Annotated in this window: 20 protein-coding genes and 1 pseudogene; 8 read left to right on the top strand and 13 right to left on the bottom strand. The window is 71.7% G+C overall.

Annotated elements, in window-relative coordinates; translation table 11 throughout:
- Nucleotides 1-2: 2 nt before the first annotated feature.
- A complete protein-coding gene (locus tag ABZ459_RS10145) occupies nt 3-776 on the top strand; it encodes a sporulation protein (RefSeq protein ID WP_357968257.1) in 774 nt (257 codons plus the stop codon).
- 34 nt (nt 777-810) lie between these two features.
- On the opposite strand, the gene ABZ459_RS10140 is transcribed toward ABZ459_RS10145, so the two are convergent.
- Nucleotides 811-1,695, bottom strand: a complete 885-nt coding sequence (locus tag ABZ459_RS10140; protein WP_357968254.1) for a PIG-L family deacetylase — start codon at nt 1,693-1,695, stop codon at nt 811-813.
- Nucleotides 1,696-1,887: 192 nt separating this feature from the next.
- On the opposite strand from ABZ459_RS10140, the gene ABZ459_RS10135 reads away from it, so the two are divergent.
- From ABZ459_RS10135 to ABZ459_RS10125, 3 genes are read left to right on the top strand one after another with little or no spacing between them, the layout of a single operon-like run.
- Nucleotides 1,888-2,940: a hypothetical protein gene (locus ABZ459_RS10135; RefSeq protein ID WP_357968251.1), complete on the top strand. Its 1,053-nt coding sequence runs from the start codon at nt 1,888-1,890 to the stop codon at nt 2,938-2,940.
- Between the two features lie 9 nt (nt 2,941-2,949).
- Entirely contained in the window at nt 2,950-3,570 is a 621-nt protein-coding gene (locus ABZ459_RS10130) for a hypothetical protein (RefSeq protein WP_357968248.1), read from the top strand.
- Between the two features lie 34 nt (nt 3,571-3,604).
- A complete protein-coding gene (locus tag ABZ459_RS10125; protein ID WP_357968245.1) occupies nt 3,605-4,384 on the top strand; it encodes an inositol monophosphatase family protein in 780 nt (259 codons plus the stop codon).
- A 12-nt stretch (nt 4,385-4,396) separates the two neighbouring features.
- Here the strand turns inward: ABZ459_RS10125 and ABZ459_RS10120 are convergent, their stop codons facing one another.
- The gene (locus ABZ459_RS10120) at nt 4,397-5,551 is read right to left on the bottom strand and encodes an SLC13 family permease (RefSeq protein ID WP_357968242.1); all 1,155 of its coding nucleotides are present in this window, start codon (nt 5,549-5,551) and stop codon (nt 4,397-4,399) included.
- Between the two features lie 75 nt (nt 5,552-5,626).
- Here ABZ459_RS10120 and ABZ459_RS10115 point away from each other — a divergent pair, with 75 nt between their 5' ends.
- Nucleotides 5,627-11,221, top strand: coding sequence for a TIR domain-containing protein (locus tag ABZ459_RS10115; RefSeq protein ID WP_357968240.1), 5,595 nt, complete (start codon nt 5,627-5,629; stop codon nt 11,219-11,221).
- A gap of 11 nt (nt 11,222-11,232) precedes the next feature.
- Here ABZ459_RS10115 and coaE read toward each other — a convergent pair whose 3' ends face one another.
- Genes coaE through ABZ459_RS10100 form a run of 3 tightly spaced genes read right to left on the bottom strand, consistent with a single transcriptional unit; the run spans nt 11,233 to nt 12,640 of the window.
- Complete coding sequence (gene coaE / locus ABZ459_RS10110; protein WP_357968238.1) at nt 11,233-11,835, bottom strand: dephospho-CoA kinase; 603 nt, start codon at nt 11,833-11,835, stop codon at nt 11,233-11,235.
- A 48-nt stretch (nt 11,836-11,883) separates the two neighbouring features.
- Nucleotides 11,884-12,042 carry a hypothetical protein gene (locus ABZ459_RS10105; protein ID WP_357968237.1) on the bottom strand — a complete coding sequence of 53 codons (159 nt, stop codon included), beginning with the start codon at nt 12,040-12,042 and terminating at the stop codon, nt 11,884-11,886.
- A gap of 25 nt (nt 12,043-12,067) precedes the next feature.
- The gene (locus ABZ459_RS10100) at nt 12,068-12,640 is read right to left on the bottom strand and encodes a dihydrofolate reductase family protein (protein WP_357968234.1); all 573 of its coding nucleotides are present in this window, start codon (nt 12,638-12,640) and stop codon (nt 12,068-12,070) included.
- A 72-nt stretch (nt 12,641-12,712) separates the two neighbouring features.
- Here ABZ459_RS10100 and ABZ459_RS10095 point away from each other — a divergent pair, with 72 nt between their 5' ends.
- Nucleotides 12,713-13,285: a TetR family transcriptional regulator gene (locus ABZ459_RS10095; RefSeq protein ID WP_357968231.1), complete on the top strand. Its 573-nt coding sequence runs from the start codon at nt 12,713-12,715 to the stop codon at nt 13,283-13,285.
- 44 nt (nt 13,286-13,329) lie between these two features.
- On the opposite strand, the gene ABZ459_RS10090 is transcribed toward ABZ459_RS10095, so the two are convergent.
- From ABZ459_RS10090 to ABZ459_RS10075, 4 genes are all read right to left on the bottom strand, one after another.
- The gene (locus ABZ459_RS10090) at nt 13,330-13,662 is read right to left on the bottom strand and encodes an FG-GAP repeat protein (RefSeq protein ID WP_357968522.1); all 333 of its coding nucleotides are present in this window, start codon (nt 13,660-13,662) and stop codon (nt 13,330-13,332) included.
- A complete protein-coding gene (locus tag ABZ459_RS10085) occupies nt 13,656-13,805 on the bottom strand; it encodes an FG-GAP repeat protein (protein WP_357968519.1) in 150 nt (49 codons plus the stop codon). Before ABZ459_RS10085 ends, ABZ459_RS10090 begins: the two co-directional genes overlap by 7 nt.
- Nucleotides 13,806-13,992: 187 nt before the next feature.
- Entirely contained in the window at nt 13,993-14,445 is a 453-nt protein-coding gene (locus ABZ459_RS10080; protein WP_357968516.1) for a GNAT family N-acetyltransferase, read from the bottom strand.
- 194 nt (nt 14,446-14,639) lie between these two features.
- Nucleotides 14,640-15,044, bottom strand: coding sequence for a type II toxin-antitoxin system PemK/MazF family toxin (locus tag ABZ459_RS10075; protein ID WP_357968229.1), 405 nt, complete (start codon nt 15,042-15,044; stop codon nt 14,640-14,642).
- Nucleotides 15,045-15,214: 170 nt separating this feature from the next.
- Between ABZ459_RS10075 and ABZ459_RS10070 the strand changes: the two are divergent.
- A pseudogene (locus tag ABZ459_RS10070) lies at nt 15,215-15,696 on the top strand (transposase); the annotation flags it as partial.
- Between the two features lie 39 nt (nt 15,697-15,735).
- On the opposite strand, the gene ABZ459_RS10065 reads toward ABZ459_RS10070, so the two are convergent.
- From ABZ459_RS10065 to polA, 4 genes are all read right to left on the bottom strand, one after another.
- Nucleotides 15,736-17,808, bottom strand: a complete 2,073-nt coding sequence (locus tag ABZ459_RS10065) for an alpha/beta hydrolase (protein WP_357968226.1) — start codon at nt 17,806-17,808, stop codon at nt 15,736-15,738.
- Between the two features lie 838 nt (nt 17,809-18,646).
- Nucleotides 18,647-20,128: a 30S ribosomal protein S1 gene (gene rpsA / locus ABZ459_RS10060; protein WP_352358288.1), complete on the bottom strand. Its 1,482-nt coding sequence runs from the start codon at nt 20,126-20,128 to the stop codon at nt 18,647-18,649.
- A 192-nt stretch (nt 20,129-20,320) separates the two neighbouring features.
- The gene (locus tag ABZ459_RS10055; protein ID WP_357968223.1) at nt 20,321-21,289 is read right to left on the bottom strand and encodes a polysaccharide deacetylase family protein; all 969 of its coding nucleotides are present in this window, start codon (nt 21,287-21,289) and stop codon (nt 20,321-20,323) included.
- 248 nt (nt 21,290-21,537) lie between these two features.
- Complete coding sequence (gene polA / locus ABZ459_RS10050) at nt 21,538-24,228, bottom strand: DNA polymerase I (RefSeq protein ID WP_357968220.1); 2,691 nt, start codon at nt 24,226-24,228, stop codon at nt 21,538-21,540.
- A 104-nt stretch (nt 24,229-24,332) separates the two neighbouring features.
- Between polA and ABZ459_RS10045 the strand changes: the two genes are divergently transcribed.
- Nucleotides 24,333-24,710 (top strand): hotdog fold thioesterase, encoded by a 378-nt coding sequence (locus tag ABZ459_RS10045; RefSeq protein WP_357968514.1) that lies wholly within the window; start codon nt 24,333-24,335, stop codon nt 24,708-24,710.
- The last annotated feature ends 90 nt before the right edge of the window (nt 24,711-24,800 follow it).

The raw sequence follows: 24,800 nt of genomic DNA, 5'->3' as shown, positions 1-24,800 counted from the left end.
CCATGGTGTTCCGCAAGTTGATGGCCGCCTTCGGCGCGGGCGTCGAGGTCGACACGGTGCTCACCGACACGACCGTGCGTCCCGGCGAGCCGCTGCGCGGCGTCGTGCACTTCCGCGGCGGCGGCTCCGACTACAAGGTCGAGGGCATCTACCTCGACCTGACCGCCGTGGTGGAGGTCGAGAGCGGCGACAACGAGTACAAGACGACCTACAGCTTCCTGCGCCAGCAGGTCGCCGGGACGTTCCAGCTCGCCTCGGGCGCCCAGCACCAGCAGCCGTTCCAGATCATGGTGCCGTGGGAGACGCCGATCAGCGCGATCGGCGGCCACCCGCTGCACGGCATGCGGCTCGGCGTCCAGACGGAGCTGGCGCTGGCGGGCGCGATCGACAAGGGCGACCTCGACCCGCTGTTCGTCAGCCCGCTGCCGGCCCAGGAGCACGTCATCGCCGCCCTCGACCGGCTGGGCTTCGGCTTCAAGAAGGCCGACCTGGAGCGCGGCACGCTGTACGGCTCGACGATGCCATTCTTCCAGGAGATCGAGTACTACGCGGGCGGCCAGTGGCGGCGGCACTTCAACGAGCTGGAGCTGACGTTCATCGCCGGGCCGCGGCAGATGGACGTCATCCTGGAGGCCGACAAGCGCGGCGGCTTCCTGACCTCCAGCCACGACACCTACAACCGCTTCACCGTGCGCTACGACGACCACCCCGGCGCGGCCGACCAGGCGTTGCAGCACGGCCTGGAGCAGATGGCCCGCCGCCGCGGCTGGTTCTGACCGGGCGCTCCCCGAGCCGGGCGGCCGTCCCGGCTCAGGGGACCCGGTACATGCGCTCGGTCCAGGCCCGGTAGCGCCAGGTGCGCCCGACGCGGTAGTCGTGGCCCAGGTAGACGCCGAAGACCCGGCGCTTGAGCTCGCGCAGCGCCCCCGCGACGTTGGGGGCCCAGCCGGTCATCGGGTAGCCGCGGTAGGAGACCGCCCGCAGGCCCATGCCGCTCGCCGCGGCCAGCGCGAAGCGGGCCGAGGCCACGTGGTCGGGGTGGTCGCACAGCCCCCGGCTGACGGGCGGCTCGGGGTCGAGCGTGCGCAGCACCGTCGGCCGGAAGCGGGCGTAGAGCGCGCGCAGCACGCCGACCACGTCACTCCTGCCGACGCAGCGCGGCTCGGGGCCGGCGCCGAACCGGCGCACGCAGGAGCGGTCCTGCCACAGCCTGGTCAGCGCGTCGCGGCCGCCGTCGGCGCGCGGGTCGCCGCCGTCGGGCAGCCCGACGAAGGCGAGCCTGACCGCCGGGCTGTCGACCAGCTCCTCCAGGCGGACGGGGAAGCCGCCCGCCGTGATCGTCCTGACCCGCCAGACGTCGGGCGCGCCGGCCAGGAAGGCGTACGCGGCCCGCAGGCCCTGCGCGCGGTCGCGGGCGTAGGCGACGGGGTCGCGGTCGTCGTCCCACCCGGCCTGGCCCTCGCCCGCGGTCAGGTAGACGGTCACCGTCGGGCGGTGCCACTGGACGGCGCCGTACAGGTCGGGGCTCATGAACAGCAGGTCGTCGTCCGGATGGGCCACCACCTGCACGAACCGCTCCGCCGACGACGGCCGGTAGACCTCCGCCCACGCCGCGGCGGGCGCTGCCGGGCACGCCAGCACGGCCACCAGCAGCAGCGCCAGCGCGGCCGCCGAGAACATCCTGATCCCCTTCATCCCCACCCCCCGTGCGCTTCCAGTATCGAACCTGGTCAGGTCCCGGTCCTGAGCTGCCAGGGGGAGATGTCATGTCATTCCCGGGTAGGAGATACCTCCTTCCCGTGCGCTGGAAGTCGCATGCCGGCGGTCGTTACGATGACCTAGGGATTGACTGATCGTCGGACGGGCGGGCGAACGATGGCACGGTTCATGGCGGCGCTGAAGCGGGTCGCCCCATGGGCGGCCCAGAACGCCGACGGCGCCATCGCGCTGTTACTGGCCGTCGTGATCGGCGTGCTCGGCATCATGCCCGACGAGGTGGTGCCGACCGATGTGCAGACCCAGCTCGTCAACGCCGCGACGCTGGTGATCATGGCGCTGGTGGCCACCGCCCTGCTGCGCGACCGCGCCCGTCAGGCCCCGGTCGAGGAGACCATCACCTCCGGCGCGCTGGCCCAGCTGCCCGTCCGGCTGTCGCGGCTGGAGGAGATCGAGACGCTCGTCCACGGCACCCGCAAGGCCCTCGACGCGCTGCAGCTCGTCAGGGTGCTGGGCAGCAAGCAGGAGATCGCCCAGATGCACGCCGAGGCGCGCAAGGACACCACCCGGTGGAGCTTCAAGGGCGGCACCGGCACCTACCTGCGCGCGGTCACTCTGCCCGAGTGCGTGGCAGCGGCCCGCCGGGAGAAACGGCACCTCGTGGTGCGGGTCGAGGTGATCGACCCGTCCAACGTCGAGGTGTGCGAGACGTACGCCCACTACCGGCGCTCCCTGTCGGACTCCCCCGACGCGACCGGCGAGACGTGGACGACCGACCGGGTCAGGAAGGAGTCGTACGCGACGATCCTGGCCGCCTTCTGGTACCGCCAGCGTTACGGCCTGCTCGACATCGAGGTCGGCCTGTCGTCGTCGATGACGACCTTCCGCTGGGACCTGTCGGCCACCCGGCTGATCATGACGGTGGAGGACCCCAACCGCGCCATGACCGCGCTGGCCGGCACGTTCTACTACGAGAACTGCGACACCGAGCTGCGGCTCAGCTTCGAGCAGGCGCGGCGGGTGCCGATGGACATGTACAAGAAGGCGCCGCTCGGCGACGAGCCCACGATCGAGGAGGTCCAGGACCTGTTCGGTCGCATCGGGGTGCCCCTTCCCAAGGCCTACGACGGCCGCGACGTCGTGGACATCGCGCGCAAGGCCCTGCGCGCCGTCGATCCCTACGGCGAGGCGCGTCCTGCGGCCCTCCGACGAGACGGAACGTGAGTGCGACTCATGAGCTATCGGTCGGTCTTCCAGCGGGTCCGCGACGGACAGGCCAGGTCGTGGGCGCTCGGCGTGCTGAGGGAAACCGCGCGCCCCAGGGCCGTACGCCATCCGCTCGGCTTCGTCTGCCTGCCGCTGGAGCGTGAGGGCGGCGAGGGGGTATGCCTCCACCTGTGGTCCGACTCGCTCCAGCACGCCGAGAGCACCACCTCGCAGATCCACTGCCACAGCTGGGACCTGGTCAGCCACGTGCTCTACGGCCAGGTGCGCAACGTGCACGCGGTGGTCACCGACGCGGGGCCCGACGCCACGCACCGGGTGTTCGAGGTGGTCAGCGGCGCCGACGGCGACCGCATCTCGCCCACCCGCCGCACCGTGCGGCACGCGACCGGGCTGGTGGAGCTGTTCGGCCCAGGCGACACCTACACCCTGTCGGCCGACCGCTTCCACAGCAGCGTGGTGCCGGAGGGCGGCGAGGCGGCCACGATCGCGCTCGGGCGCGGCCGGCCCGGCAGCCGCGACCTGTCGCTCGGCCCGCTCGGGGCGGGCAGCCACCACGTTCCCCGGGAACCACTGAACGCCGAGGAGACGGCGCTGGCCGTCCGGCTGATCACCGCCCACCTGACCTGAGGGGTGCCCGATGGACCTGGATCACGCTCGCTCTGTGGCCGTCGAGGCCGCCCAGGCCGCCGGGGCGCTGCTCGCGGCGGGCACGCGTGGGGCCGTCGGCATCCGGGCCAAGGGCGACGCCGGCGACGTCGTCACCGATCTCGACCTGGCCTCGGAGAAGCTGCTGGTCGAGCGCATCCTGACGGCCTTCCCCTCGCACGCGATCGTGGCCGAGGAGTCCGGACTGATCGGCGCGGCGGGCGGCGAGTGGACGTGGCTGGTCGACCCGCTCGACGGCACCAACAACGTGGCCATCGGGCTGCCCACGTACGTCGTGGGGGTGGCGTTGTGCCGGGCCGGGCGGCCGGTGCTGGGCGTGGTGCACGACCCGGTGACGGCCCAGACGTGGTCGGCGATCCGGGGGCGCGGTGCCGTGGCGTCCACGGGGGCGCGGCTGGCGCCGCCGTACACGGCCAGCCCGCACGGCCCGCTGCTGGCCTGGACCCAGGGGTACGGCGTGAACAGGGGCGACGCCACCGTACTGGCGTTGAAGGCGGCGCTGGAGGTCGGCGCGCGGCGGGTGCTGCAACTGTGGGCGCCGCTGCTGTCGTGGGCGATGCTGGCCCGCGGCGACATCGACGGCATCGTCGGCTACCGCGCCGAGGCGGTCGACCTGCCGGCCGGCGCGCTGCTGGCCCAGGAGGCCGGGATCGAGATCAGGGCGCTCGACGGCGGCCCGTTCGAGGAGAGCATCGACGGCTCGGCCGACGACCGCAGCTTCGTGGCCGCCCACCCGCAGGCGCTTCCCGGGCTGATGTCGCTGCTGCCCGGCTGACGCCCCCGCTGCTCAGCCGAAGGTGACGAGGGCCCAGACCGTGGCCGGCAGCCCGACGACGGCCAGGCCGGCGCCGGTCAGCAGGAAGCGGCGCAGCGGCACCGCGACGCCGTGGCGGCGGCACGACTCGAACCACAGGAGCGTGGCCAGCGAGGCCCACGGGGTGATCACCGTGCCCACGTTCGTGCCCACCAGCAGGGCCAGCAGGCGGTCCTGGTCGGCAGCCGAGATCACGGCCTCGACGGCCTTGTAGGCGGGCAGGTTGTTGATCGCGTTCGACAGGCCCGCGCCCACCGCCGCCGTCCGGTACGGGTCGCCCTCCGTGCCGATCATCCACGTCATCAGCGCGTCGAGCCCGTGGGCGCTGAGCGTGGGCACCACCAGGAACAGCCCGGTCACGAAGACGACGAGCTGCCAGGGCAGCAGGCTCCAGGTCAGCTTGGCCCGGTCGCGCACCAGGAAGGCCAGCACCACCAGCACGGCCGCGGCGGTGGCGGCGACGGCGACGTGCGCCTTGAGCAGCAGCAGGGCGATGAACAGCAGGCAGCCCGCCGCGGCCGCGCCGAACAGCACGCGGTCGGCCACCGGCTCCAGCACCGGCGGCGTGTAACGCAGGTCGCGGCGCTCGCCCCGGCGCCAGAAGAACACCCACAGGAACACCATCGTCACCGCGATCGAGGCGAGCTGCGGGGCCCACATGCGGGCGGCGAAGCCCTGGGCGTCGAGGCCGAGCTTGTCCATGGCGAGCAGGTTGGTCAGGTTGGAGACCGGCAGCAGCAGGCTCGCGGTGTTGGCCAGCCAGATGGTGGTCATCGCCAGCGGCAGGGCGGCGATGCGGGCCCGCGGCGCCAGGGCGAGCATGACGGGGGTGAGCAGGACGGCGGTGGTGTCAAGGTTCAGAAATATGGTGACAAATGACGCGAAAGCCGTACAAAGAAAGAAAAGTGCGGTGTAGTTACCGCGGCCGAGCACCGCCATCCTGGCCGCGATGGCGTCGAAGACCTGCGCTTCCTTGGTCAGCTCGGCCAGCACGATGATGGCGACCAGGAAGATCAGCAGCGGCCCGATCGTCTCCAGGCTCTCGACGGCGTCGCGCCACGGCAGCAGACCGGTCGCCACGAAGACCAGACCGAGAGCAAGCAGCCCGATCCGGATCAGATCGAGCACAGCCAGACGCCGCCACACTCGACGATGATCGCACACTGACTCCAAATCACCGATTCCTCGGTGGATACTGAGCAGATGGCACGTGACGGCAGGCCGACCGAGATCTTCGTCAGCTACTCCCCGGCCGACACCGCCTGGGCGACCTGGATCGCCTGGGAGCTGGAGGCGGCCGGCTACCGGACCATGATCCAAGCCTGGGACTTCGTGCCCGGCACCAACTTCATCGACTTCATGGACCGCGGGGTCAGTGAGGCGCAGCTCGTCGTGGCCGTGCTCTCGCGCAACTACCTCACCTCGCGCTACGGGCGCATGGAGTGGCAGGCGGCCATGCGCGCCGACCCCGACAACCCCTCCAACAAGCTCGTCACGATCCGGCTGGAGGACGTGCAGCTGGAGGGCCTGCTGTCCACGATCACCTGGGTCGACCTGCTCGGCGTCACCGACTCCGGGCAGGCCAGGGCGCTGCTGCTGGGCCGGGTCGGCGAGGCGCTGGCCGGGCGGGCCAAGCCGGAGGCCGCCCCCGCCTTCCCCACCGGCCGGGCCGTCCCGCCCCCGGCCCCTCCGACGCTGCCCCCGACGGCCGACCTGGCCAGGGCCCGCCGCACCCCGGTGACGGCCCCCAAGTTCCCGCCCTCGGGCGGCGACGACCGCGGGCGCGAGTCGGTCAATGTCCTGCACATCGGCGGGCCGAGGTTCGGGCGGGCGCTGCCCGATCCCGGCGAGCCGTTCACGCCGGAGGACATGCAGGCCCGCATCTGGGCCGACCTGACCGCCATGTACGACCGGGGCATGCCGCGTCCCGACCTGATGGTGGTGAGCGGCGACCTGACCGAGTCCGGCAGCCTCGGGCAGTTCGCGCAGGCCACGCAGTTCGTCACCGAGCTGCGGCTGCTGATCGGGCTGGAGCCCCACCGGCTGGTGCTGCTGCCCGGCCCGCGCGACGTCACCAAGGCCGCGGCCAGCGCGTACTTCATGACCTGCGAGGCCGACGACGTGAGCCCGCAGCCCCCCTACTGGCCCAAGTGGCGGCATTTCGCCGGGCTGTTCCGCGAGGTGTACCAGGGGCTGGACGACCGGGTGTTCGACGGCGGCCAGCCCTGGACGTTGTTCGAGGTGCCCGACCTGAGGGTGGTCGTGGCCGGGCTCAACTCCACGATGGCGATGAGCCATCTGGAGCGCGACGCGTACGCGCTGCTGGGCGAGGCCCAGGCCGCGTGGTTCGCCGAGCGGCTGCGTCCCTACGAGGAGAGCGCCTGGCTGCGGCTGGGCGCGATCGGCCATCCGCCCGCCGCGTTGCGGGACGCCCCCACCTTCGACCGGCTGCTCACCCACCGGCTCAACCTGCTCTTCCACGGGTCCGGCGCGGGCGTCCCGGCCGCAGAGCCGCGGCCGGGCTTCGCCGCGGTCGTGGCCCCGCGCTCCGGCCGCCACCAGGTGGTCGAGATCTCCCCCGACGGCATGCGCACCTGGACGCCCGACACCGGCAAGCCCGCACGCGCCCGGCACGGCTGGCGGGCGGTGCGGGCCACGTTCACCGGCGAGACCCCCGGCACCCCGCCGCCCGCCGCCCAGCCCGAGGAGCGCGAGCCGAGCCCCGTCGAGCTGCTGCTCGACCGCATCACCGAGGTCTGCGAGGCCCGGCACGAGCGGGCCAAGATCCGCCGCTTCCCCGACCACCTGGTGGTCACCCACCCCGAGGACGGGTTCGTCCGGCAGCTCATGATCGGCGCGCACGTCGGCGAGCTGACCGAGGCCGCCGCGACCGGGTTCGCCCGCCGCGCCCATGCCGCCGACCTGGCCGCCGAGCTGGTCTACCAGGGCCCGCCGGCCTCCCGCGCGCTCCGCGACGACCTCATGCGCAAGGGCGTGCGGACGCGCAGCTTCGTGGAGTTCCAGGGCCTGCTCGACCTGTCGGGGTACGTCGCCGAGCAGACCGCCAGGCTCACCGGCGACCGCCGCTACCCGCCCGGCCTCTACGTCCCCCAGCGCTACCGCGAGCTCGACCGGCCGGGCAGCCAGATCAGGCAGGGGCTCACCGACGAGCTGATGCGGCTGCTGGCCACCGACCACGGCCGTTTCCTGCTGATGCTCGGCGACTTCGGCCACGGCAAGACGTTCGCGCTGCGCGAGCTGGCCAGGCGCATCCCGGCCGAGCTGCCGCACCTGACGCCGATCTTCATCGAGCTGCGCGCCCTCGACAAGGCCCACTCGGTCGACGCCCTGGTCGCCGCGCACCTGGCCGGGCACGGCGAGGAGTTCATCGACCTCAAGGCGTTCCGCTACCTGCTCCGGCAGGGGCGCATCGTGCTGCTGTTCGACGGGTTCGACGAGCTGGTCACCCGGCTGACCTACGACCGGGCGGCCGACCACCTGGCCACCCTGCTCGCCGCGGCCGAGGACAAGGCCAAGATCGTGGTGGCCAGCCGTACGCAGCACTTCAAGTCGCACAGCCAGGTGCTGACCTCGCTCGGCGAGATGGTGGGCGTGCTGCCGCAGCGGCGGGTGCTCAGCGTGGAGGACTTCACGCACGACCAGATCCGCTCCTACCTGGCCAACCGCTTCGACGACGGCGACGAGGCCGGCGCCCGCATGTCGCTCATGGGCGAGATCAAGGACCTGCTCGCGCTGGCCCAGAACCCGCGCATGCTCAGCTTCATCGCCGACCTCGACGCCGACCGCCTGCGCACGGTCGCCGGCGCCCAGCACACCCTCAGCCCGGCCCTGCTGTACGAGGAGATCCTCAGCACCTGGCTGGCCTTCGAGGAGCGGCGGGCCCGCGTCCCCGGCTCGCCCGGCGCGTTGTCGATCGGCGAGCTGTGGCGGGTGGTGACCGCGCTGGCGCTGCGCCTGTGGGACAGCGGCGAGACGCTGCTCGGCGTCGACGAGCTGACCGAGATCGGCGAGACGCTGAGCGACCTGGCCTCGGGCCAGCTCTCGCCCGCGCACGCCGCGCACGCGATGGGCTCGGGCAGCCTGCTCGTGCGCACCGAGGAGGGCATGTTCGGGTTCATCCACGCCTCGGTGATGGAGTGGCTCATCGCCCGCCACATCGCCGCGAACCTCGACAATCCCCTCCCGCTGACCCGCAGGCCGCTGTCGGCGCTGACCGTCGAGTTCCTGTGCGACCTGGCCGACGTACGGGCGTTGCGCGCCTGGGTGGCCGACCCGCCCGCCGACGACGTGGCCAGGGCGAACGCGGTCAAGATCGCGGCCAGGCTGCGTACCCCGGCCAAGGCCGACCTGCGCGGCGCGAACCTCAAGGGCGAAGACCTGTCGGCGCGCGACCTGCAGGAGGTCGACCTGACCGGCGCCGACCTGTCGGAGGCCACCCTGGCCGGCACGAACCTGTCCAGGGCCGTGCTGCGTGACGCCAGCCTGGCCGGCGCCCGGCTCGACGGCGCCAGGCTGACCGGCGCCGACCTGACCGGGGCCGACCTGTCGGGCGCGCGGCTGGCGCAGGTCGACCTGAGCGACGTCACGGTCGAGGGCGCCCGCTGGCACCGGGCGTCCCTGATCAACGTCACCGGCACGCTGCCGCACCTGCCGGGCGCGGCGGTGGTGCCGGGCCAGCCGGTGGAGGTGGAGTTCGCGCCCGCCGGCATCGGCGTCCCGTACGGCTACCACTTCCAGACCTCCCGCCTGCCCGAGCCCATCGCCTACAGCCCCGACGGCTCGACCATCGCCATCGGCAACGAGGACGGCGGCGTGCTGCTGTGCGCCGGCGGCTCCCCGGTACGCACCCTCCAGGGCCACCGCGGCCGCGTCTACGCCGTCACCTTCGCCGGCGACCTGCTGGCCACCGGCGCGAGCGACGGCACGGTCCTGCTCTGGGACAGCCTCACCGGCCGGCGCCTGCACACCCTGACCGGCCATCCCGACGGCGTGTGGCCGCTACGCCTCAGCGCCTCGGGCGAGCTGGTGGCGGCCGGCGGCGGCGACGGCGTGGTCCGGGTGTGGGAGACCGCGACCGGCCGGCTGCTCCACGAGCTCCCGGGCCACCGCGCGCCGGTCTACACCGCCTCCTTCGGCCGCTCGCAGCTCGTGACCGGCGACTCGGCGGGCGTCGTCCGGGTCTGGGACCTGACCGCCGGGGAGACGGCCGTGACCCTCGACGGCCACCGCGGCAGCGTCTTCCGGGCCGTGCACAGCCCCGACGGCACCCTGCTGGCCACCGGCGACGAGGCGGGCACGATCCGGCTCTGGGACACCGCCACCTGGTCGCCCCGGCACGAGCTGACCGGGCACGCCGGCAGCGTCTACTGCCTGACGTTCTCCCCCGACGGCTCGATGCTGGCCAGCGGCGACACCGCCGGCAGCGTCCGCCTGTGGCAGGCGTCCGGCGAGCCGCTCGGCGTGCACACCACCCACACGGCGGCCGTCTACCAGGTCACCTTCAGCCCCGACGGCCGCACGGTGGCCAGCGGCGACTCCGGCGGCACGGTCCGGCTGCAGCCCGTGGGCGGCGGCAAGCGCGTCGAGCTGACCGGCCACCGCAGCTCGGTCTGGCCGTTCGCGTTCCGTCCCGACGGCCAGCAGCTGGCCACCAGCAGCAACGACGGCACCGTCCGCCTGTGGGACCCGCTCTCCGGGCAGTGCCAGCGGGTGCTGCGCGGCCACGGCCGGCGCATCTCGTCGGTGCGCTTCAGCGCCGACGGCTCGATGCTGGCCACCAGCGGCAACGACGGCGTCGTCCGGGTGTGGGAGCCGCACACCGGGCGGCGGCTGCGGGAGTTCACCGGCACCGCCGACCGGCTGATCTCCGCGCTGTTCTCGCCCGCCGGCCCGGTGCTGGCCACCTCCAGCAACGACGGCGGCGTGCACTTCTGGAACGCCACCACCGGCGACTACGAGCGCGAGCTGCACGCCGAGACCGACCACGTGTGGGCCGAGGCGTTCAGCCCCGACGGCAACATGCTGGCCACGGCCAACGACGACGACAGCGTCAAGATCTGGTACCGGCCGACCGGCCGGATGGCCGTCGACCTGGTCGACCACCGGGGGCGGGTGCGCTCGATCGCCTTCAGCCCCCTCGGCGACTACGTGGCCACCGGCTGCGACGACAAGCTCGTCCGCCTGTGGCACGTCGCCTCCGGCGGCCGGGTGGCGACGCTGGAGGGCCACACCGACCGGGTGTACTCCGTGGCCTTCTCCCCCGACGGCCGCTACCTGGCCAGCGCCGGCAACGACGGCCGCGCGATGGTGTGGGAGCTGCGTCCCGGCCAACCCTGGCAGCCGCGCCTGGCGCACACGCTCACCCAGCACGACGGCCGGCTGTGGAGCCTGGCCTTCGACGCCACGAGCCGCCACCTGGCCACCGGCGGCGACGACATGACCGTACGGGTGTGGGAGACCGCGACCGGGCGGCTGCTGCACACCCTCACCGGGCACGCGCGCCGGGTGTGGTCGGTGGCCTACAGCCCCACGTCCGACCTGCTGGCCAGCGCGGGCGACGACGGCGTGGTGATCCTCTGGGAGGGCGGCGAGCGGCGGGCGACGCTGCTGGGGCTGCCCGAGGGGTGGGCCTCGCTGACGCCGGACGGGCGCTACAAGGTGCACGGCGAGCCGGGCGGTCAGTTCTGGCACGTCATCGGGATGTCGCGGTTCGAGCTGGGGGAGCTGGATCCGTACCTGCCGGGGGTGCGTCAGGTGCCGCTCGACTCGCCCTTCTGACCGATGGGTGACTAGCCGCGGGCGGCGCGGCGTACGAGCTCGTGCCAGACCTCGTCGACCCGGGTCTCCAGGTCGGCGAGCGAGCCCTCGTTGGGGATCACCAGGTCGGCGGCGGCCAGGCGGTCCTCCCGGCTCGCCTGGGCGGCGATGCGGGCCTTGGCGTCGGCCTCCGGCATGCCGCGATGGTCGGCGAGGCGCCGGATCCGCACCTCGTCGGCCGCGTCGACCACGATCACCAGGTCGTACATGGACGCCAGTTTGTTCTCCACGAGCAGCGGCACGTCGTAGACCACGATCGCGTCGTCGGCCGCCTGCCCCTGCAACTCGGCCACCCGCTCCCCCACCAGCGGATGCACGATCGCGTTGAGCGCGGCCAGCCGGTCGGGGTCGGCGAAGACCACCGAGCCCAGCCGCTCCCGGTTCAGCGAGCCGTCGGGGCGCAGCACCCCTTCCCCGAACGCGGCCACCACCCGGGACAGCCCCACCGTGCCGGGCTCGACCACCTCACGCGCGATCTTGTCGGCGTCGATGACGACGGCGCCCCTGGCCGACAGCCGCTTGGACACCTCGCTCTTGCCGGAGCCGATGCCGCCGGTCAGCCCAATCTTCAGCACCGGAAAAGACTACCCATCCCGGCGTACCCGGTCATCCCGCCGGCTCGCTCAGTATCCACCGCGGCGCGGGGCGGCGGTCGGACGGCGGGAGAGGTTGGCCCGGCCCGTGGGCTTGAGGTCGCGCGCCGGCTGGTCGTGCCGGTGCGGAGAGCGGGCCTGCTGACCGGACTTGGCCTGGGTGATCGTGGCGGGGAGCTTGATATGCATACTTTTCCTCCTTGGGGGGTTTGTGTCAGGCCCGGGTGAGCCAGGTGACCTGGGCGCCGTTGTCGAAGGACTCGCGCCTGGTGGGGGTGAACAGGGTGGGGCTGAACCGGCCGGAGAACATGGAGATGCCCGCCCCCGCCACCACGGGGTAGCGCTTGAGGATGATCTCGTCGATCTCCGGCAGCAGGGAGCCGGCGAGCTTGCCGCCGCCGCAGAGGTAGATGTCCATGCCGGTGTCCTCGGCCTTCAGCCGCCGGACGAGCTCGATCGGGTCGCCCGTCTCGACGTGCACCGCGGGGTCGTCGATCGTCAGCGTGCTGGAGACGACGTACTGGCGCAGGTGGGAGTAGGGGCTGGTGGTGGGCACTTCCAGGGCCGGCTCGAAGGTGCCGCGGCCCATCACCAGGGTGTCGAACACCTTGTTGGGCACGCCCTCAAGGCCGACAAGCTTGCGGACGTGGGTGGGCAGCGTCTCGGGATAACGGGTGTTGATCCAGTCGGCCATCTGGGCGGACACGGGGTAGAAGTCGAACTCGGCGCCGGGCCCGGCGATGTAGCCGTCGAGGGAGACGCCGATGTAGTAGACGAGCTTGCGCATACGGAGCAACTCCTGCTGTAGTACTATGTGTGAAGTGGTTTGAACATAGTACTACGAGTGGAGTGGTGTCAAGTGCGGAAGAACCCCGAGCGGAGGCAGGCGCTGATCGACGCGGCCATCGAGGTGCTGGCCAGGGAAGGAGCGCGCGGGCTGACGTTCCGGGCCGTCGACGCCGAGGCGGCCGTGCCCCCCGGCACGGCCTCCAACTACTTCGCCAACCGCGACGACCTGTTCACCCAGGTCGGCGGACGCATCTATGAACGATTGCTGCCCGACGAGGCCACGCTCGCTCGCGGCCAGGAAGGCGTGCAGGACGAGACCCGCTACGCCGAGCTCATGCACGAGCTGGTGGACCGGATCACCGCCTTCAACTCCGGCTACCTGGCCCTGCTCGAGCTCCGGCTGGAGTCCACCCGGCGTCCTGAGCTGCGCGCCGTGCTCACCAAGCGCATCCGCGAGGACATCGACGCCAACATCGGCTACCACGCGAAGTCGGGCCTGCCCGGCGACTCGACCTCGGTGGTCCTCCTCTACCTCGCCCTGAACTGGCTCATCGTCGAGCGGCTGACCCTGCCCGACATCTTCACCGAGCAGGAGGTGCGCCAGTTCGTGGACGCCGCCGTGCGGAGATCGCTGAACGCCTGACCACGAGACGTGCCCGGACCGGCCGCGCCCGGACCGGGCACGGGCTACCGGGCCAGGAGCTTGCCGAACGCGGTGTCGGGCGAGGCGAGGCCGAACTGGTCCGCGTGGAAGACCTGGGTGCCCGTGGCCGAGACGCCGCCGGACGAGCCGCGCAGGACGACGAGCATGCCCGCGCCGCCGTTCTTGGCCGGGGCGCCCACGACGACCTCGGCCTTGCCGTCACCGGTGACGTCCAGCACCTTGACCGTCTGCCCGAAGCGGTCGCCCGCCTGCGACTGCTCACCGATCGGGTCGGTCGCGCTCCTGTCGAGGCCGTCATGGCGTCCTGGGAGCTGAGACGGGCCGCGAGGTGAGCTCTTCGACCCCGGGCTCACCATGATCCCGCCCGCCCCCGCCTGCCCGGACGCCGTGGCGTTGGGCGCGCCCAGGACGATCTCGGCCGCGCCGTCGCTGCCGATCTTGACGCCTTGGGAGTGCCCAGCGCCAGGTCCTGGTAGCCGTCGCCGTTGAAGTCGCTGATACGGTCCGTTCGCCGCGGCGAGGGCGGTGACGAGCGCGGTCAGGTGAGCACGACCGCGGGCCACACGAGCTTTCTCATACGCATGCGCGGCAGCATCGGGAGTGCGTCTTGTGGATCGGTCGGATCCGGGTGCCGGGCGGGACGGCGTCGTCGCAGGCGGACGGCCGTGCGCGCCCCGGCGAAGCGATCAGTCCGTACTGCGACGCAGGTGGATCAGGGTGAGATGGTCGTCCATCCGCTCCCGCCGGGTCTCCCGGTAGCCGAGCCGCCGGTACAGCCGCAGGTTCCCCTCCGACAGATGCCCCGTGAACAGGTCGAACGCCCCCGCCTCCGGCACCTGCTCGTGCAGCGCCGCGAGCAGGGCCGTACCGAGCCCCTGCCCCTGCCGGTCGGGCGCGACCACGAGCCGCCCGACCAGGCAAGTGGTGCCGGCCACCTGCCCGCGCACCGCGCCGACGATCCGGCCGGCGTCCACGGCCTTGAGCACGACGCCCGTCTCGACGGCCTTGCGCACCTGCTCCAGCGACTCCACGAGCGGCGGGATGTAGGGGTCGCCGTAGAGCTGGGCCTCGCTCACGTACGCCGCCCGTTGCAGGGTGAGGATCTCTCCCGCGTCCGCCGCCACCGCCCGTTCGACCATCACGCCAGCACCCTATCGGCTGTCTCCCCGTCCCCACCGCCGACTTTCACGCCCTCCGGGCTCCTGACCCGGACGTCCTCTCACGCTTCCGGCCAGTACTCCAGCCGTAGATCGCGATCTTGTTGCTGGAGTGCGGTGGAGAGGGGGCAGCGGTCAGTCGTCGAGGAGATCAAGCTGGGCAGCACAGGCGTCCGCTACTCGGGTCCTTCGAGACGGCGGGCTTCTTTGATCTCGCTGTACCTGGCAGCCGTCATCGGGGTCCACTCCGTCCTCTGTCCAGCGGCACGGAGGGCTTCTCCAACCTCGCTGAGCTTCACGGAGGACAACACGCCCGCCCGCTCGATCAGGTCGTCCCGGGCCACGGTGGTCAACCATGTGCACGGAGTAAAGCCTGGACGCGGGAACGCGAACCGCAGCACGCCTTCGAAGGGCAGTCCTTCCGGTGCTCCTACGGCAACTTCAACGCCCAAACCGCTCATGTCGACGTCCGCTGGCGCAACGACCTGCATCGCCTGAAACGCGGATGACTCCTCGTCCGAGAGCAGCACGACCGGGCGTCGCTCATCGAAGTCGACCCACCAGACTTCACCGCGTTGCATGTGTCCTCCTGGCACGAGACGGCGGGCGAACGCTGCGTGCCCCGTGCGGGACACGGAAGGGATGCGAGCGCGGCCACCATTGATCATCGGCGTGTGAAGACTGAAGATCACGCGTGGCCGCGAGTCACAGCGTAGACCCTGCCCGTCGGCAGGAGGCGTTCGAGGTCCTGATGTCCCGGACAGCGGGCCGGTTCGCGCGGGTTGAACCCCGGCGTCGAGTGCGGTCCGCATGGAATGCAGCACCTGCTCGGCCGGGATAGGTGGGATGCCGACACCGTGCGCGATGACGTGCGCGAGTACGTGACCGGGGACGTGAAGAAGGGCACGCACACCGTGGGTGTCCAGCACCAGTACACCGGCGCGGCCGGGAGGATCGAAAACGCTCAGGCCGCTCTCCACCTCGTCCATACAGGCCGCCGCGGACACGCGGCGATCGACCGCGAGCTGTACGTCCCACGCACGTGGACGTGCGACCCGGACCGCTGCCGGGCGGCGGGACTGGGCGAGGACACCGTCTTCGCGACCAAGCCGGAGCTGGCCGCCCGCATGATCGGCCGGTTCCTTGACGCCGGGCACCGTGTGGGCTGGGCACCGTGTGGGCTGGGTCGCGGGCGATGAGGTCTACGGCGGCAATTCCAAGCTGCGGGCCGCCGCGAATCAGACCTGAAGATCATGATCTACAGCTGGAGTACTAGGGAGCGTTGCCCGCCGTGAGCTCGCCCGGGCAGAACGTGCCCGGCTTCGGCAGCACGCCGTTGACCAGGTAGTCGTGCACCTTCGTACGCAGGCAGGCCGCGCGCAGCCTGCTCACGCCCTGCGCCAGGTACGCGCCCTGCCCGTCCCCGTGCCACAGCACCCTCGCCCCGGAGATCTGCCCGGCCACCCGCGCCGCCCCGGAGGACGGCGTCTCGTTGTCCAGCCGTCCCACGCCGACCAGCACCGGCGGCACCCTGAGCCCGGCCGCGAGCGGGTGCGGCGCCCAGCCCGGCGAGCGCGCCGCCCCCAGGCACCTGGCGACCTCCGCCCGCCCGCTCAACCACCCCACCCGGGGGGCCGCCTTCCGCAGTCGTGCCTCCATCTGGAGGAACCGGCGATAACCGGGCACCGCCAGCCCGAAGTCATGGCACCACCTGACCCCCTCCGCGCTCCCCGGCCCCGTCTCCCCCACTCCCCCCACCGCACGGGGAACCGTCGTCCCAGGCTGGGGCACCGCTCCGACCGCCCCCGCAGCCACCCGCGCCCCGGACGCGACGCCTCCCCCCGCCACACCAGGAACCGCCGCGCCAGGAACCGCCGCGCCAGGAGCCACCGTGCCACCCTGAGGAGCCACGCCCGCCGTCGCTCGAGGCGTCGGCCCTGGTATCTCCGGCGGCGCCTCAGGAGACCGTGCCCCGGCCGCTCCGGGAGGCGTCCGCCCTGCGCCGAGGGATGCTCCCGTCGTACCGGGAGGCGCCTGCCCTGCGCCGGGGGTTGCTCCCGTCGGGCTGGGCGGGGTGGCCTGTGGGGGCTCGGCGGGGAGCAGGGCGGCCAGGCCCGTGGCGTCGCCCGTTCTGGCTCTGGAGAGGGCGTGCGCGAGCGCCGGCCACCGTGCGGGCGTGAGGCCCGCCCAGACGGCGGCGGCGATCTCGTGCCCGCTCACCGTACGCTCGCCGCCGCCGAGCCCCAGAGGCGCGCGCCTGACCAGGCCGTCGAACACCCGGACGGCGTCCGCGTGGCCGAGCGGGCAGCCGGGACGGTTCCGGCACCAGTCGCGGAAGTACCCGAGCTGCCGCTCCTGGGCGCGGGCGTGGGCGAGCAGCCGCCGTTCGAGCCCGGTCTCGGTGTGGTCGGGCAGCCCCTCCAGGTACATCCGCCCGGCCCGGCCGGGGAACAGCTCCAGGTACGCCTGCCCGTACACGCTCCCGTAGCCGTTGCCGAGGTAGCGCAGCCGCGACTCCCCCAGCGCGGCGCGTACGGCATCGAGGTCGTGGGCGACCTGCCAGGACGTCAGCCCGGCGTAGGCGGGCCCGAGCGCGGCACGGCAGGACCGGTCGTAGGCGGCGTTGTCCCGGGCGAACATGCGCCAGGCCGTCCGCCCCTCGGCCACCTGCAGCCGGGCCGGGACCGGCCGGGACCGGGGGCACGCCCCCGCGTGCCCCCCGTCCCCGGCCCCGCGCGCCTCGACCAGCACGACGTCGAACCACCTGGCCAGTTCGCCCACGGTGTCCGGCCGCGCCGCGACCTCTCGTACGACCGATGCGGACCCCGTGTTGACCACCAGCGCGCCGAGCCGCCGCAGCGGGTCCTGGGCGGGCAGCATGGCGAGCTGTACGGCCACGCGGGCCTCGCGCGGCCTGGCCCAGTCAGCGGGGACGGGCAACGTGGCGCACCGCAGCCCGCCGCCGCACTCGGTCCAGGAGAGCGTCTCCCGCCCAGGCGCCGGCCGCACGCGCCCGGCAACGCCCCGCTCCACCCTCGCCGCATCCAGCTCGGGCGCCCCAAGCTCCGGCCCTGCCGACCCGGCCGCCCCAAGCTCCGGCCCTGCCGACCCGGCCGCCTCCAGCGCCGAGCCTGCCGATCCGGTCGCTCCCAGCTCCGCGCCTGCCGGTCCGACTGCGTCCTGTTCCGGGTTCTGAGGCCAGGCGGCCTTCGGTTGCGGCTCCGCGAGCTCGGTCACGTCGCGTTCCGGCCAGGGGGTCGGCGACGCCGCCAGCCGCATCGCCTGCCCGACTCCCCCGCCTGCCGCCAGGACCAGGACGGTGACGGCCGCCACCACCGGGATCACGCGCCGAACCATAAGCACCGCATCGCCCCCGAACGCTCGTACCTCCAGCCGCATGCCAGTTTCCCAGCGGCCGTCTTCGCAGGTAGAGAAGTCGCAAAAGGTCGGTGGGTAAAATCTTGGGCCCGCTCGGCGATTCTCCGTGCCACCGAAGCCCGCACCCGTCACCGGTCAGAGAAAGCTGTCCCCAGGCCCACCATGCGACTCAGGCTCCCCACCACAGATCACGCCTGCGGAACGCGACGCCCCGCACCCTCGCCAGCGCCGTGCGACACCGCCGCCCACTGCTCGATCGCCAGCCCCATAGGACCCTCGTCGGTACTCCCTGCTGCTTATGGCCGGCCCCCGCTCCTGCTGAGTCCGGCAGGGAGGGCGGCCCCCCGCGCTCGCGGCGAGCCGGGTGTGAGCAGCGCCTCCACGGGGCGGCCGTACCCGTCGTGGCCGGGCGGGACATGAGCTCGGCCCACGTCCGAGCCGGGCGGGCGATGCTCCACGGCCGCTCCCCCGACGCCCGGGAAACGGTGAGAAGGCGACCCCCTCAGCGGTGCCGCGCAAACCGATGGCCGGGACCCGTCGAACCAGCACGCCCGGCACGTGGGCGGCTCCCGCAGGCGGCCAACCGGCATGCCCCGGCCACCTTCGCCCGGCAGCGGCCCCTGCCCCACGAGATGCGGCGTGGCCGCTCCGTGAAGCCGTCGAGGGCGGGCTCACGGAATGTCGATGCGAAAGGGCATCACAAAAGAACCCCCGGGCGGCAAGGCTCTCCCGCGATGCCCGTCCCAGAAAAAGGCATGAAAAAGCCCCGCACGGAAACCCGTGCGGGGCCTTTCAAGGCTGAGCCTTAGCTCTGGCCGCCCGCGAGCTTCTCGCGGAGGGCTGCGAGCGCCTCGTCAGAGGCGAGCGCGCCGCTGGCCGGAGCCGACGACGAGCTGCCCGACGGAGGAGCGGTCTCGCCGCTGTAGGACGAGGGAGCGGCCTCGCCGGCCTCCGCCTCGGCCTTGCGGGCCTCCTCGATCTGCTTGCGGTGAGCCTCGAAGCGCGTCTGGGCCTCGGCGTACTGCCGCTCCCACTCCTCACGCTGCTTGTCGAAGCCCTCGAGCCACTCCCCGGTCTCCGGGTCGAAGCCCTCGGGGTAGATGTAGTTGCCCTGGTCGTCGTACGTGGCCGCCATGCCGTAGAGGGTCGGGTCGAACTCGACCTCGGTGCCGACACCCTCGTTGGCCTGCTTCAGCGAGAGGCTGATGCGACGACGGTCGAGGTCGATGTCGATGATCTTCACGAAGATCTCGTCGCCGACCTGGACGACCTGCTCCGGGATCTCCACGTGGCGCTCGGCCAGCTCGGAGATGTGGACCAGGCCCTCGATGCCCTCCTCGACCCGGACGAACGCACCGAACGGCACCAGCTTGGTGACGCGGCCCGGCACGACCTGGCCGATCTGGTGGGTACGGGCGAACTGCTGCCACGGGTCTTCCTGCGTGGCCTTGAGCGACAGGGAGACGCGCTCGCGCTCCATGTCGACGTCGAGGACCTCGACCGTGACCTCCTGGCCCACCTCGACGACCTCGGACGGGTGGTCGATGTGCTTCCAGGACAGCTCGGACACGTGGACCAGACCGTCGACCCCGCCAAGATCGACGAAGGCGCCGAAGTTGACGATCGAGGAGACGACGCCCTTGCGGACCTGGCCCTTCTGCAGGGTGTTGAGGAACGTCTGGCGAACCTCGGACTGCGTCTGCTCCAGCCAGGCGCGGCGGGAGAGAACCACGTTGTTGCGGTTCTTGTCGAGTTCGATGATCTTCGCCTCGAGCTCGCGGCCGACGTACGGCTGCAGGTCGCGGACCCGTCGCATCTCGACCAGGGAGGCGGGGAGGAAGCCGCGCAGGCCGATGTCGAGGATGAGACCACCCTTGACGACCTCGATGACGGTACCGGTGACGATGCCGTCCTCGTCCTTGATCTTCTCGATCGTGCCCCAGGCGCGCTCGTACTGCGCACGCTTCTTGGACAGGATCAGGCGGCCCTCTTTGTCCTCCTTCTGGAGAACCAGGGCCTCGACGTGCTCCCCGACCTCCACGACGTCAGCAGGGTCGACATCGTGCTTGATCGAAAGCTCGCGCGAGGGGATGACACCCTCGGTCTTGTAGCCGATATCGAGAAGGACCTCGTCTCGATCGACCTTGACGACGGTGCCCTCGACGATGTCGCCGTCGTTGAAGTATTTGATGGTCTCGTCGATCGCTGCGAGGAAGGCTTCCTCGGACCCGATGTCGTTGACCGCTACCTGCGGGGTGCTCGAGGTGGCCTCAGTGCTGGACGTCATGTGTGGAATTGCTCCGAACGCGGACAGGATGTCGATGTGGCGGATGCGCGGCAGGCCCTCTTCCGCATCAAGCCGAGGAATTACGACATCGACGTGACCGAGCGCGAGCCCGCTCCGTCTGAGGCGCGCGCGAGCCCACAGCGCAGCGATCAGCATATGAGACCTTGGCCACGGGGTCAATCCGGAGGCACATCAGTACGCGATGATCTGGGACTCCCGCTTGGGGTTGATATTACCCCGTAGTTTGCGCGGGATGGAGATCCGCGTGGGATCGCCGTCCGAGACGTAGCGCTCGCCAGGGTGCTTGTTCAGCCACTCCAGCCAGTACTGGGAGCACCACTTGCGGCACTCTCCCCGCTTGCCGTTGCTCTGGATCCGCTGGATCGCCCCACGGTCGTAGTCTTTCGCGAAGGGCGAAAGGGACGGCTGGGCCCCGGCGAGGAACACGCCGGCGAAATCATAGCGGGTCCCGTCCCAGGAGCCGGTCCGGGCGAGCTTCTTGGGCCGCGGCACCGACCCGTACGGCAGGGCCAGGGTCTTGTCCGGCGGCGCCCCCAGCTTCTTGAGCAGCCGCTCCAGCCGGACGATCTGCTCGCGCACCTTCTTCTTCCCCAGCCGCCGCAGGTCCGGATGGGACCAGGTGTGGTTGGCCACCTCGAAGCCGTGATCGACCAGCCACCGCACCGCGGCCGCCTGCCGCTCCTGATCGCGCAGCCCGAACGGCTCACGGGTGATCCAGAACGTCGCGGCCGGCCGGAACGAGGGATAACGGGCGGCCACGTCGAGGATCACGCCGACGGCGGTGTCGGGCTTGGGGTTGCCCGCGTCGTCGAGCGCGAAGTGGCTCGGGTGACCGTCGTCGAACGTCAGCACGACCGGGAACCGCCCGGCCGGCACCCGGATGTCGCCGGTGGCGAACTCCCTGGCCGTGATGGGCACGTAGCCCTGCCTGGCCAGCTTCTCCAGCTCCTGCCTGAGCTGATCGGGGGTGCGGTCGATGGAGGCCACGCGCTTGCGCAGGATCCGGTGGTACATGATGATCGGCACCATGCCCGCCTCGTTGGCGCGCACCTGCCGGGCGAACTCGGGGGTGGCGACCACGCCGGGAGGCTGGGAGGTGTCCTGCGGCTGCCCCTGCGGGGGTGAGACGGGAGCGATCACGCCGACCCGGGCCGACGCCTGGGTAGTAGGAGTCTCACCGTCAGGTAAGAGACTCAGCCCGACGACGGCCACGGTCACCACGGCCGCGTTCGCGATTGCGATGATCCGCGTGAAGGACGCTGGTACCCGCACAAATCTCCCGCATCTCGGCCAAAACTATCTTCAGCGTAGACGAGAAGCCCCGGAGACGGCGGGGCCACGCCGTTCGCGATATGTCGGTCTGCCCCGCCGTGTCGGGATAAACATGGTCAGTGGCCGGCGTCCTGCCACGTACGCCCGACGCCCACCGAGACCTCCAGCGGAACGCGCAGGTGGTAGGCGGCGTTCATCTGGTCGCACACGAGCTGCCGCAGCGTCTCCAGCTCGCCCGGCGCGACCTCGAACACCAGCTCGTCGTGGACCTGCAGCAACATCCGCGAGGCCAGCCCCTCCTCGGCGATGGCCTGGTGGACGTGGAGCATGGCGACCTTGATGATGTCGGCCGCCGAGCCCTGGATGGGGGCGTTGAGCGCCATGCGCTCGGCCATCTCCCTGCGCTGGCGGTTGTCGCTGGTCAGGTCGGGCAGGTAGCGGCGGCGGCCCATGATCGTCTCGGTGTAGCCGTCGGTGCGCGCCTGGGCCACGATGGCCTGCAGAAAGTCGCGCACGCCGCCGAACTCGGTGAAGTACTCCTCCTTCAGCGCCCGCGCCTCCGAGACCGGGATGTTGAGCTGCCCGGACAGGCCGAAGTCGGACAGGCCGTAGGCCAGGCCGTAGTTCATCGCCTTGATGCGCGCCCGCAGCTCGCTGTCGATCTGCTCGGGCGGCAGGTCGAACACCCGGGCCGCGGTGGCCTGGTGGAAGTCGTGGCCGGACTCGAAGGCCTCGATCAGCGACTCGTCGCCGGACAGGTGGGCCATGATGCGCAGCTCGATCTGGCTGTAGTCGGCCGTCAGCAGCCGCTCGTAGCCCTCGCCGACCACGAAGCCCTGCCGGATGCGGCGGCCCTCGGCGGTGCGGATCGGGATGTTCTGCAGGTTGGGCTTCTCCGACGACAGGCGGCCGGTCGCGGCGATGATCTGGTTGAACGTGGTGTGGATGCGCCCGTCGTCGCCGACCTCCTTGATCAGGCCCTCGACCGTGGTGCGCAGCTTCTGCTGGTCGCGGTGGCGCAGCATGATCGTCGGCAGCTCGTGCTCGGTCTGGGTGGCGAGCCAGGCGAGCTGGTCGGCGTCGGTGCTGTAGCCGGTCTTGATCTTCTTCGTCTTCGGCAGGTTGAGCCGGGTGAACAGGATCTCCTGGAGCTGCTTGGGCGAGCCCAGGTTGAACTGCTCGCCGACCGAGCGGTGGGCCTCCTCCACGGCGTGCTTGACCGCGGCGCCGAACTCGGCCTCCAGGCCCGCGAAGTATTGGCTGTCGACGGCGATGCCGGCCCGCTCCATCTCGGCCAGCACCGACAGCAGCGGCAGCTCGACGTCGGTCAGGAGCTGGGTGCCGCCGCGGCCGGCCAGGAAGCCCTCGAGGGATTCGGCCAGCTCGCGCACGGCGTGGGCGCGCAGCGCGAGGTCTTTGGCCGGCGCGTCTTCGTCGTCGCCGAACAGCGCGGCCTGGCCGCCGGACTCCTCCTCGGCCCGCAGGTCGCGGTGGAGGTAGCGCCTGGCCAGGTCTTCCAGCGCGAACGTGCGCTGGCCCGGCATGGCGAGATAGGCGGCCAGCGCGGTGTCGCAGCTCAGGCCGCGCAGCTCCATGCCCTGGGCCCACAGGGCCAGGATCGGGCCCTTGGCGTCGTGGACGGCCTTGGGCCTGCTCTGGTCGCCCAGCCAGGCCCGCAGCGCCGCCTCGTCGGCCTCGGTGAGCTTGACGGGGTCGATGTGGGCGGCGGTGCCGTCGGGCGAGGCGATGGCGATGCCGTCGATGCGGCCCGAGCCGCTGCCGTAAGAGCCCTTGAAGGCCAGCCCGGCGCGGCCCTGCGGGAGCGCCGCCAGCCAGCCGGCCACCCGGTCGGGCCCGAGGATGACGGTCTCGACCTCGAAGCCCTGCTCGGGCTCCGCCTCGCCGGTGCCGAGCACCTTGAAGACGCGCTCGCGCAGCTCGCCGCGGATCTGGAGGGTGTCGAACAGCTTGTTGATCTCCTCGCGCTCCCACGCGCCCTGGGTGAGGTCGCCGAGCTCGACGTCGAGCGGCACGTCGCGCAGCAGCTCGGTCAGGCGGCGGTTCATCAGCACCTGGGCGACGTGCTCGCGCAGTTTGTCGCCGACCTTGCCCTTGACCTCGTCGACGCGGTCGACCAGGGCGGTGAGCGAGCCGAACTCGCGCACCCACTTGGCCGCGGTCTTCTCGCCGACGCTGGGGATGGACAGCAGGTTGTCGCTGGGGTCGCCGCGCAGGGCGGCGAAGTCGGGGTACTGGGCCGGGGTCAGGCCGTACTTCTCCTCGACCGCCTCGGGGGTGAACCGCGTCATGTCGCTGATGCCGCGGCGCGTCATCAGCACGGTGACGTGCTCGTTGACGAGCTGCAGGGCGTCGCGGTCGCCGGTGACGATCAGCACGTTCATCCCGTCGCCGGCCGCGCGGGTGGCCAGGGTGGCGATGAGGTCGTCGGCCTCGAAGCCCGCCTTGGACAGGTGCGGGATGCGCAGCGTGTCGAGCAGCTCGTAGATGAGCTGCATCTGGCCGCGGAAGTCTTCGGGGGTCTCGCTCCGGTTGGCCTTGTAGTCGGAGTACTCCTCGTGGCGGAACGTCGGCTCCGACCGGTCGAAGGCCACCGCCACGTGGGTCGGCTGCTCGTCGCGCAGGATGTTCGTCAGCATCGAGGTGAACCCGTAGACCGCCTCGGTGTGCTGACCGTCGGTGGTCATGAGGTTGGCGTCTTTGAGCGCGTAGAAGGCGCGGTAGGCCAGGGAATGCCCGTCAAGCAGCAACAGGCACGGGCGGCTGGGGGTCACTTCACTCTTCGGCACGTACGCAGCCTAGTCTGCGTCAACGACAGAAAACCCGAGCTCGGAAGAGTGGAGACATCCCCTTGACGCAGACCGATCCTCTTGACTTCTCCGCGTACGGCGCGGTGCACGAGGGCACGCTGGCCCACCGCATGGGCATCGAGTTCGTCGAGGCCGGGCCCGAGCGCGTCGTCGGCAGGATGCCGGTCGAGGGCAACACCCAGCCCTACGGCCTGCTGCACGGCGGCGCGTCGGCGGTGCTGGCCGAGACGCTCGGCTCGGTGGCCGCGGCGATCCACGCCGGCCCCGGCCGCATCGCCGTCGGCATCGAGATCAACGCCACCCATCACCGCTCGGCGACCTCCGGGTACGTGACCGGGGTCGCGACGCGGTTGCACGGCGGACGCACTTTGGCGACGTACGACATCGAGATCACCGACGAGGAGGGACGGCGGGTGTGCACCTCCAGATTGACGTGCATGCTGCGCGACCAGCGCCCCTGACGTCACTTTGACCGAACCTTTGCGCAGCGGCCCCATCGATCGCTACGGTTGTCCGAACAGAGCCCGCGGGGAGGCCCGGTAGATAACGTG

The organism is Nonomuraea sp. NPDC005692, assembly GCF_040631115.1.
Taxonomy (GTDB): Bacteria; Actinomycetota; Actinomycetes; order Streptosporangiales; family Streptosporangiaceae; genus Nonomuraea.
This window is presented reverse-complemented; position numbering and strand designations above follow the sequence as displayed.

Bases quoted from the DNA above. Each gene is read 5' to 3' on its own strand.
- ABZ459_RS10145 (WP_357968257.1), top strand. From the start codon at position 3: ATGGTGTTCCGCAAGTTGATGGCCGCCTTCGGCGCGGGCGTCGAGGTC.
- ABZ459_RS10140 (WP_357968254.1), bottom strand. From the start codon at position 1,695: ATGAAGGGGATCAGGATGTTCTCGGCGGCCGCGCTGGCGCTGCTGCTG.
- ABZ459_RS10135 (WP_357968251.1), top strand. From the start codon at position 1,888: ATGGCGGCGCTGAAGCGGGTCGCCCCATGGGCGGCCCAGAACGCCGAC.
- ABZ459_RS10130 (WP_357968248.1), top strand. From the start codon at position 2,950: ATGAGCTATCGGTCGGTCTTCCAGCGGGTCCGCGACGGACAGGCCAGG.
- ABZ459_RS10115 (WP_357968240.1), top strand. From the start codon at position 5,627: ATGGCACGTGACGGCAGGCCGACCGAGATCTTCGTCAGCTACTCCCCG.
- ABZ459_RS10105 (WP_357968237.1), bottom strand. From the start codon at position 12,042: ATGCATATCAAGCTCCCCGCCACGATCACCCAGGCCAAGTCCGGTCAG.
- ABZ459_RS10100 (WP_357968234.1), bottom strand. From the start codon at position 12,640: ATGCGCAAGCTCGTCTACTACATCGGCGTCTCCCTCGACGGCTACATC.
- ABZ459_RS10090 (WP_357968522.1), bottom strand. From the start codon at position 13,662: ATGGTGAGCCCGGGGTCGAAGAGCTCACCTCGCGGCCCGTCTCAGCTC.
- ABZ459_RS10080 (WP_357968516.1), bottom strand. From the start codon at position 14,445: ATGGTCGAACGGGCGGTGGCGGCGGACGCGGGAGAGATCCTCACCCTG.
- ABZ459_RS10075 (WP_357968229.1), bottom strand. From the start codon at position 15,044: ATGCAACGCGGTGAAGTCTGGTGGGTCGACTTCGATGAGCGACGCCCG.
- rpsA (WP_352358288.1), bottom strand. From the start codon at position 20,128: ATGACGTCCAGCACTGAGGCCACCTCGAGCACCCCGCAGGTAGCGGTC.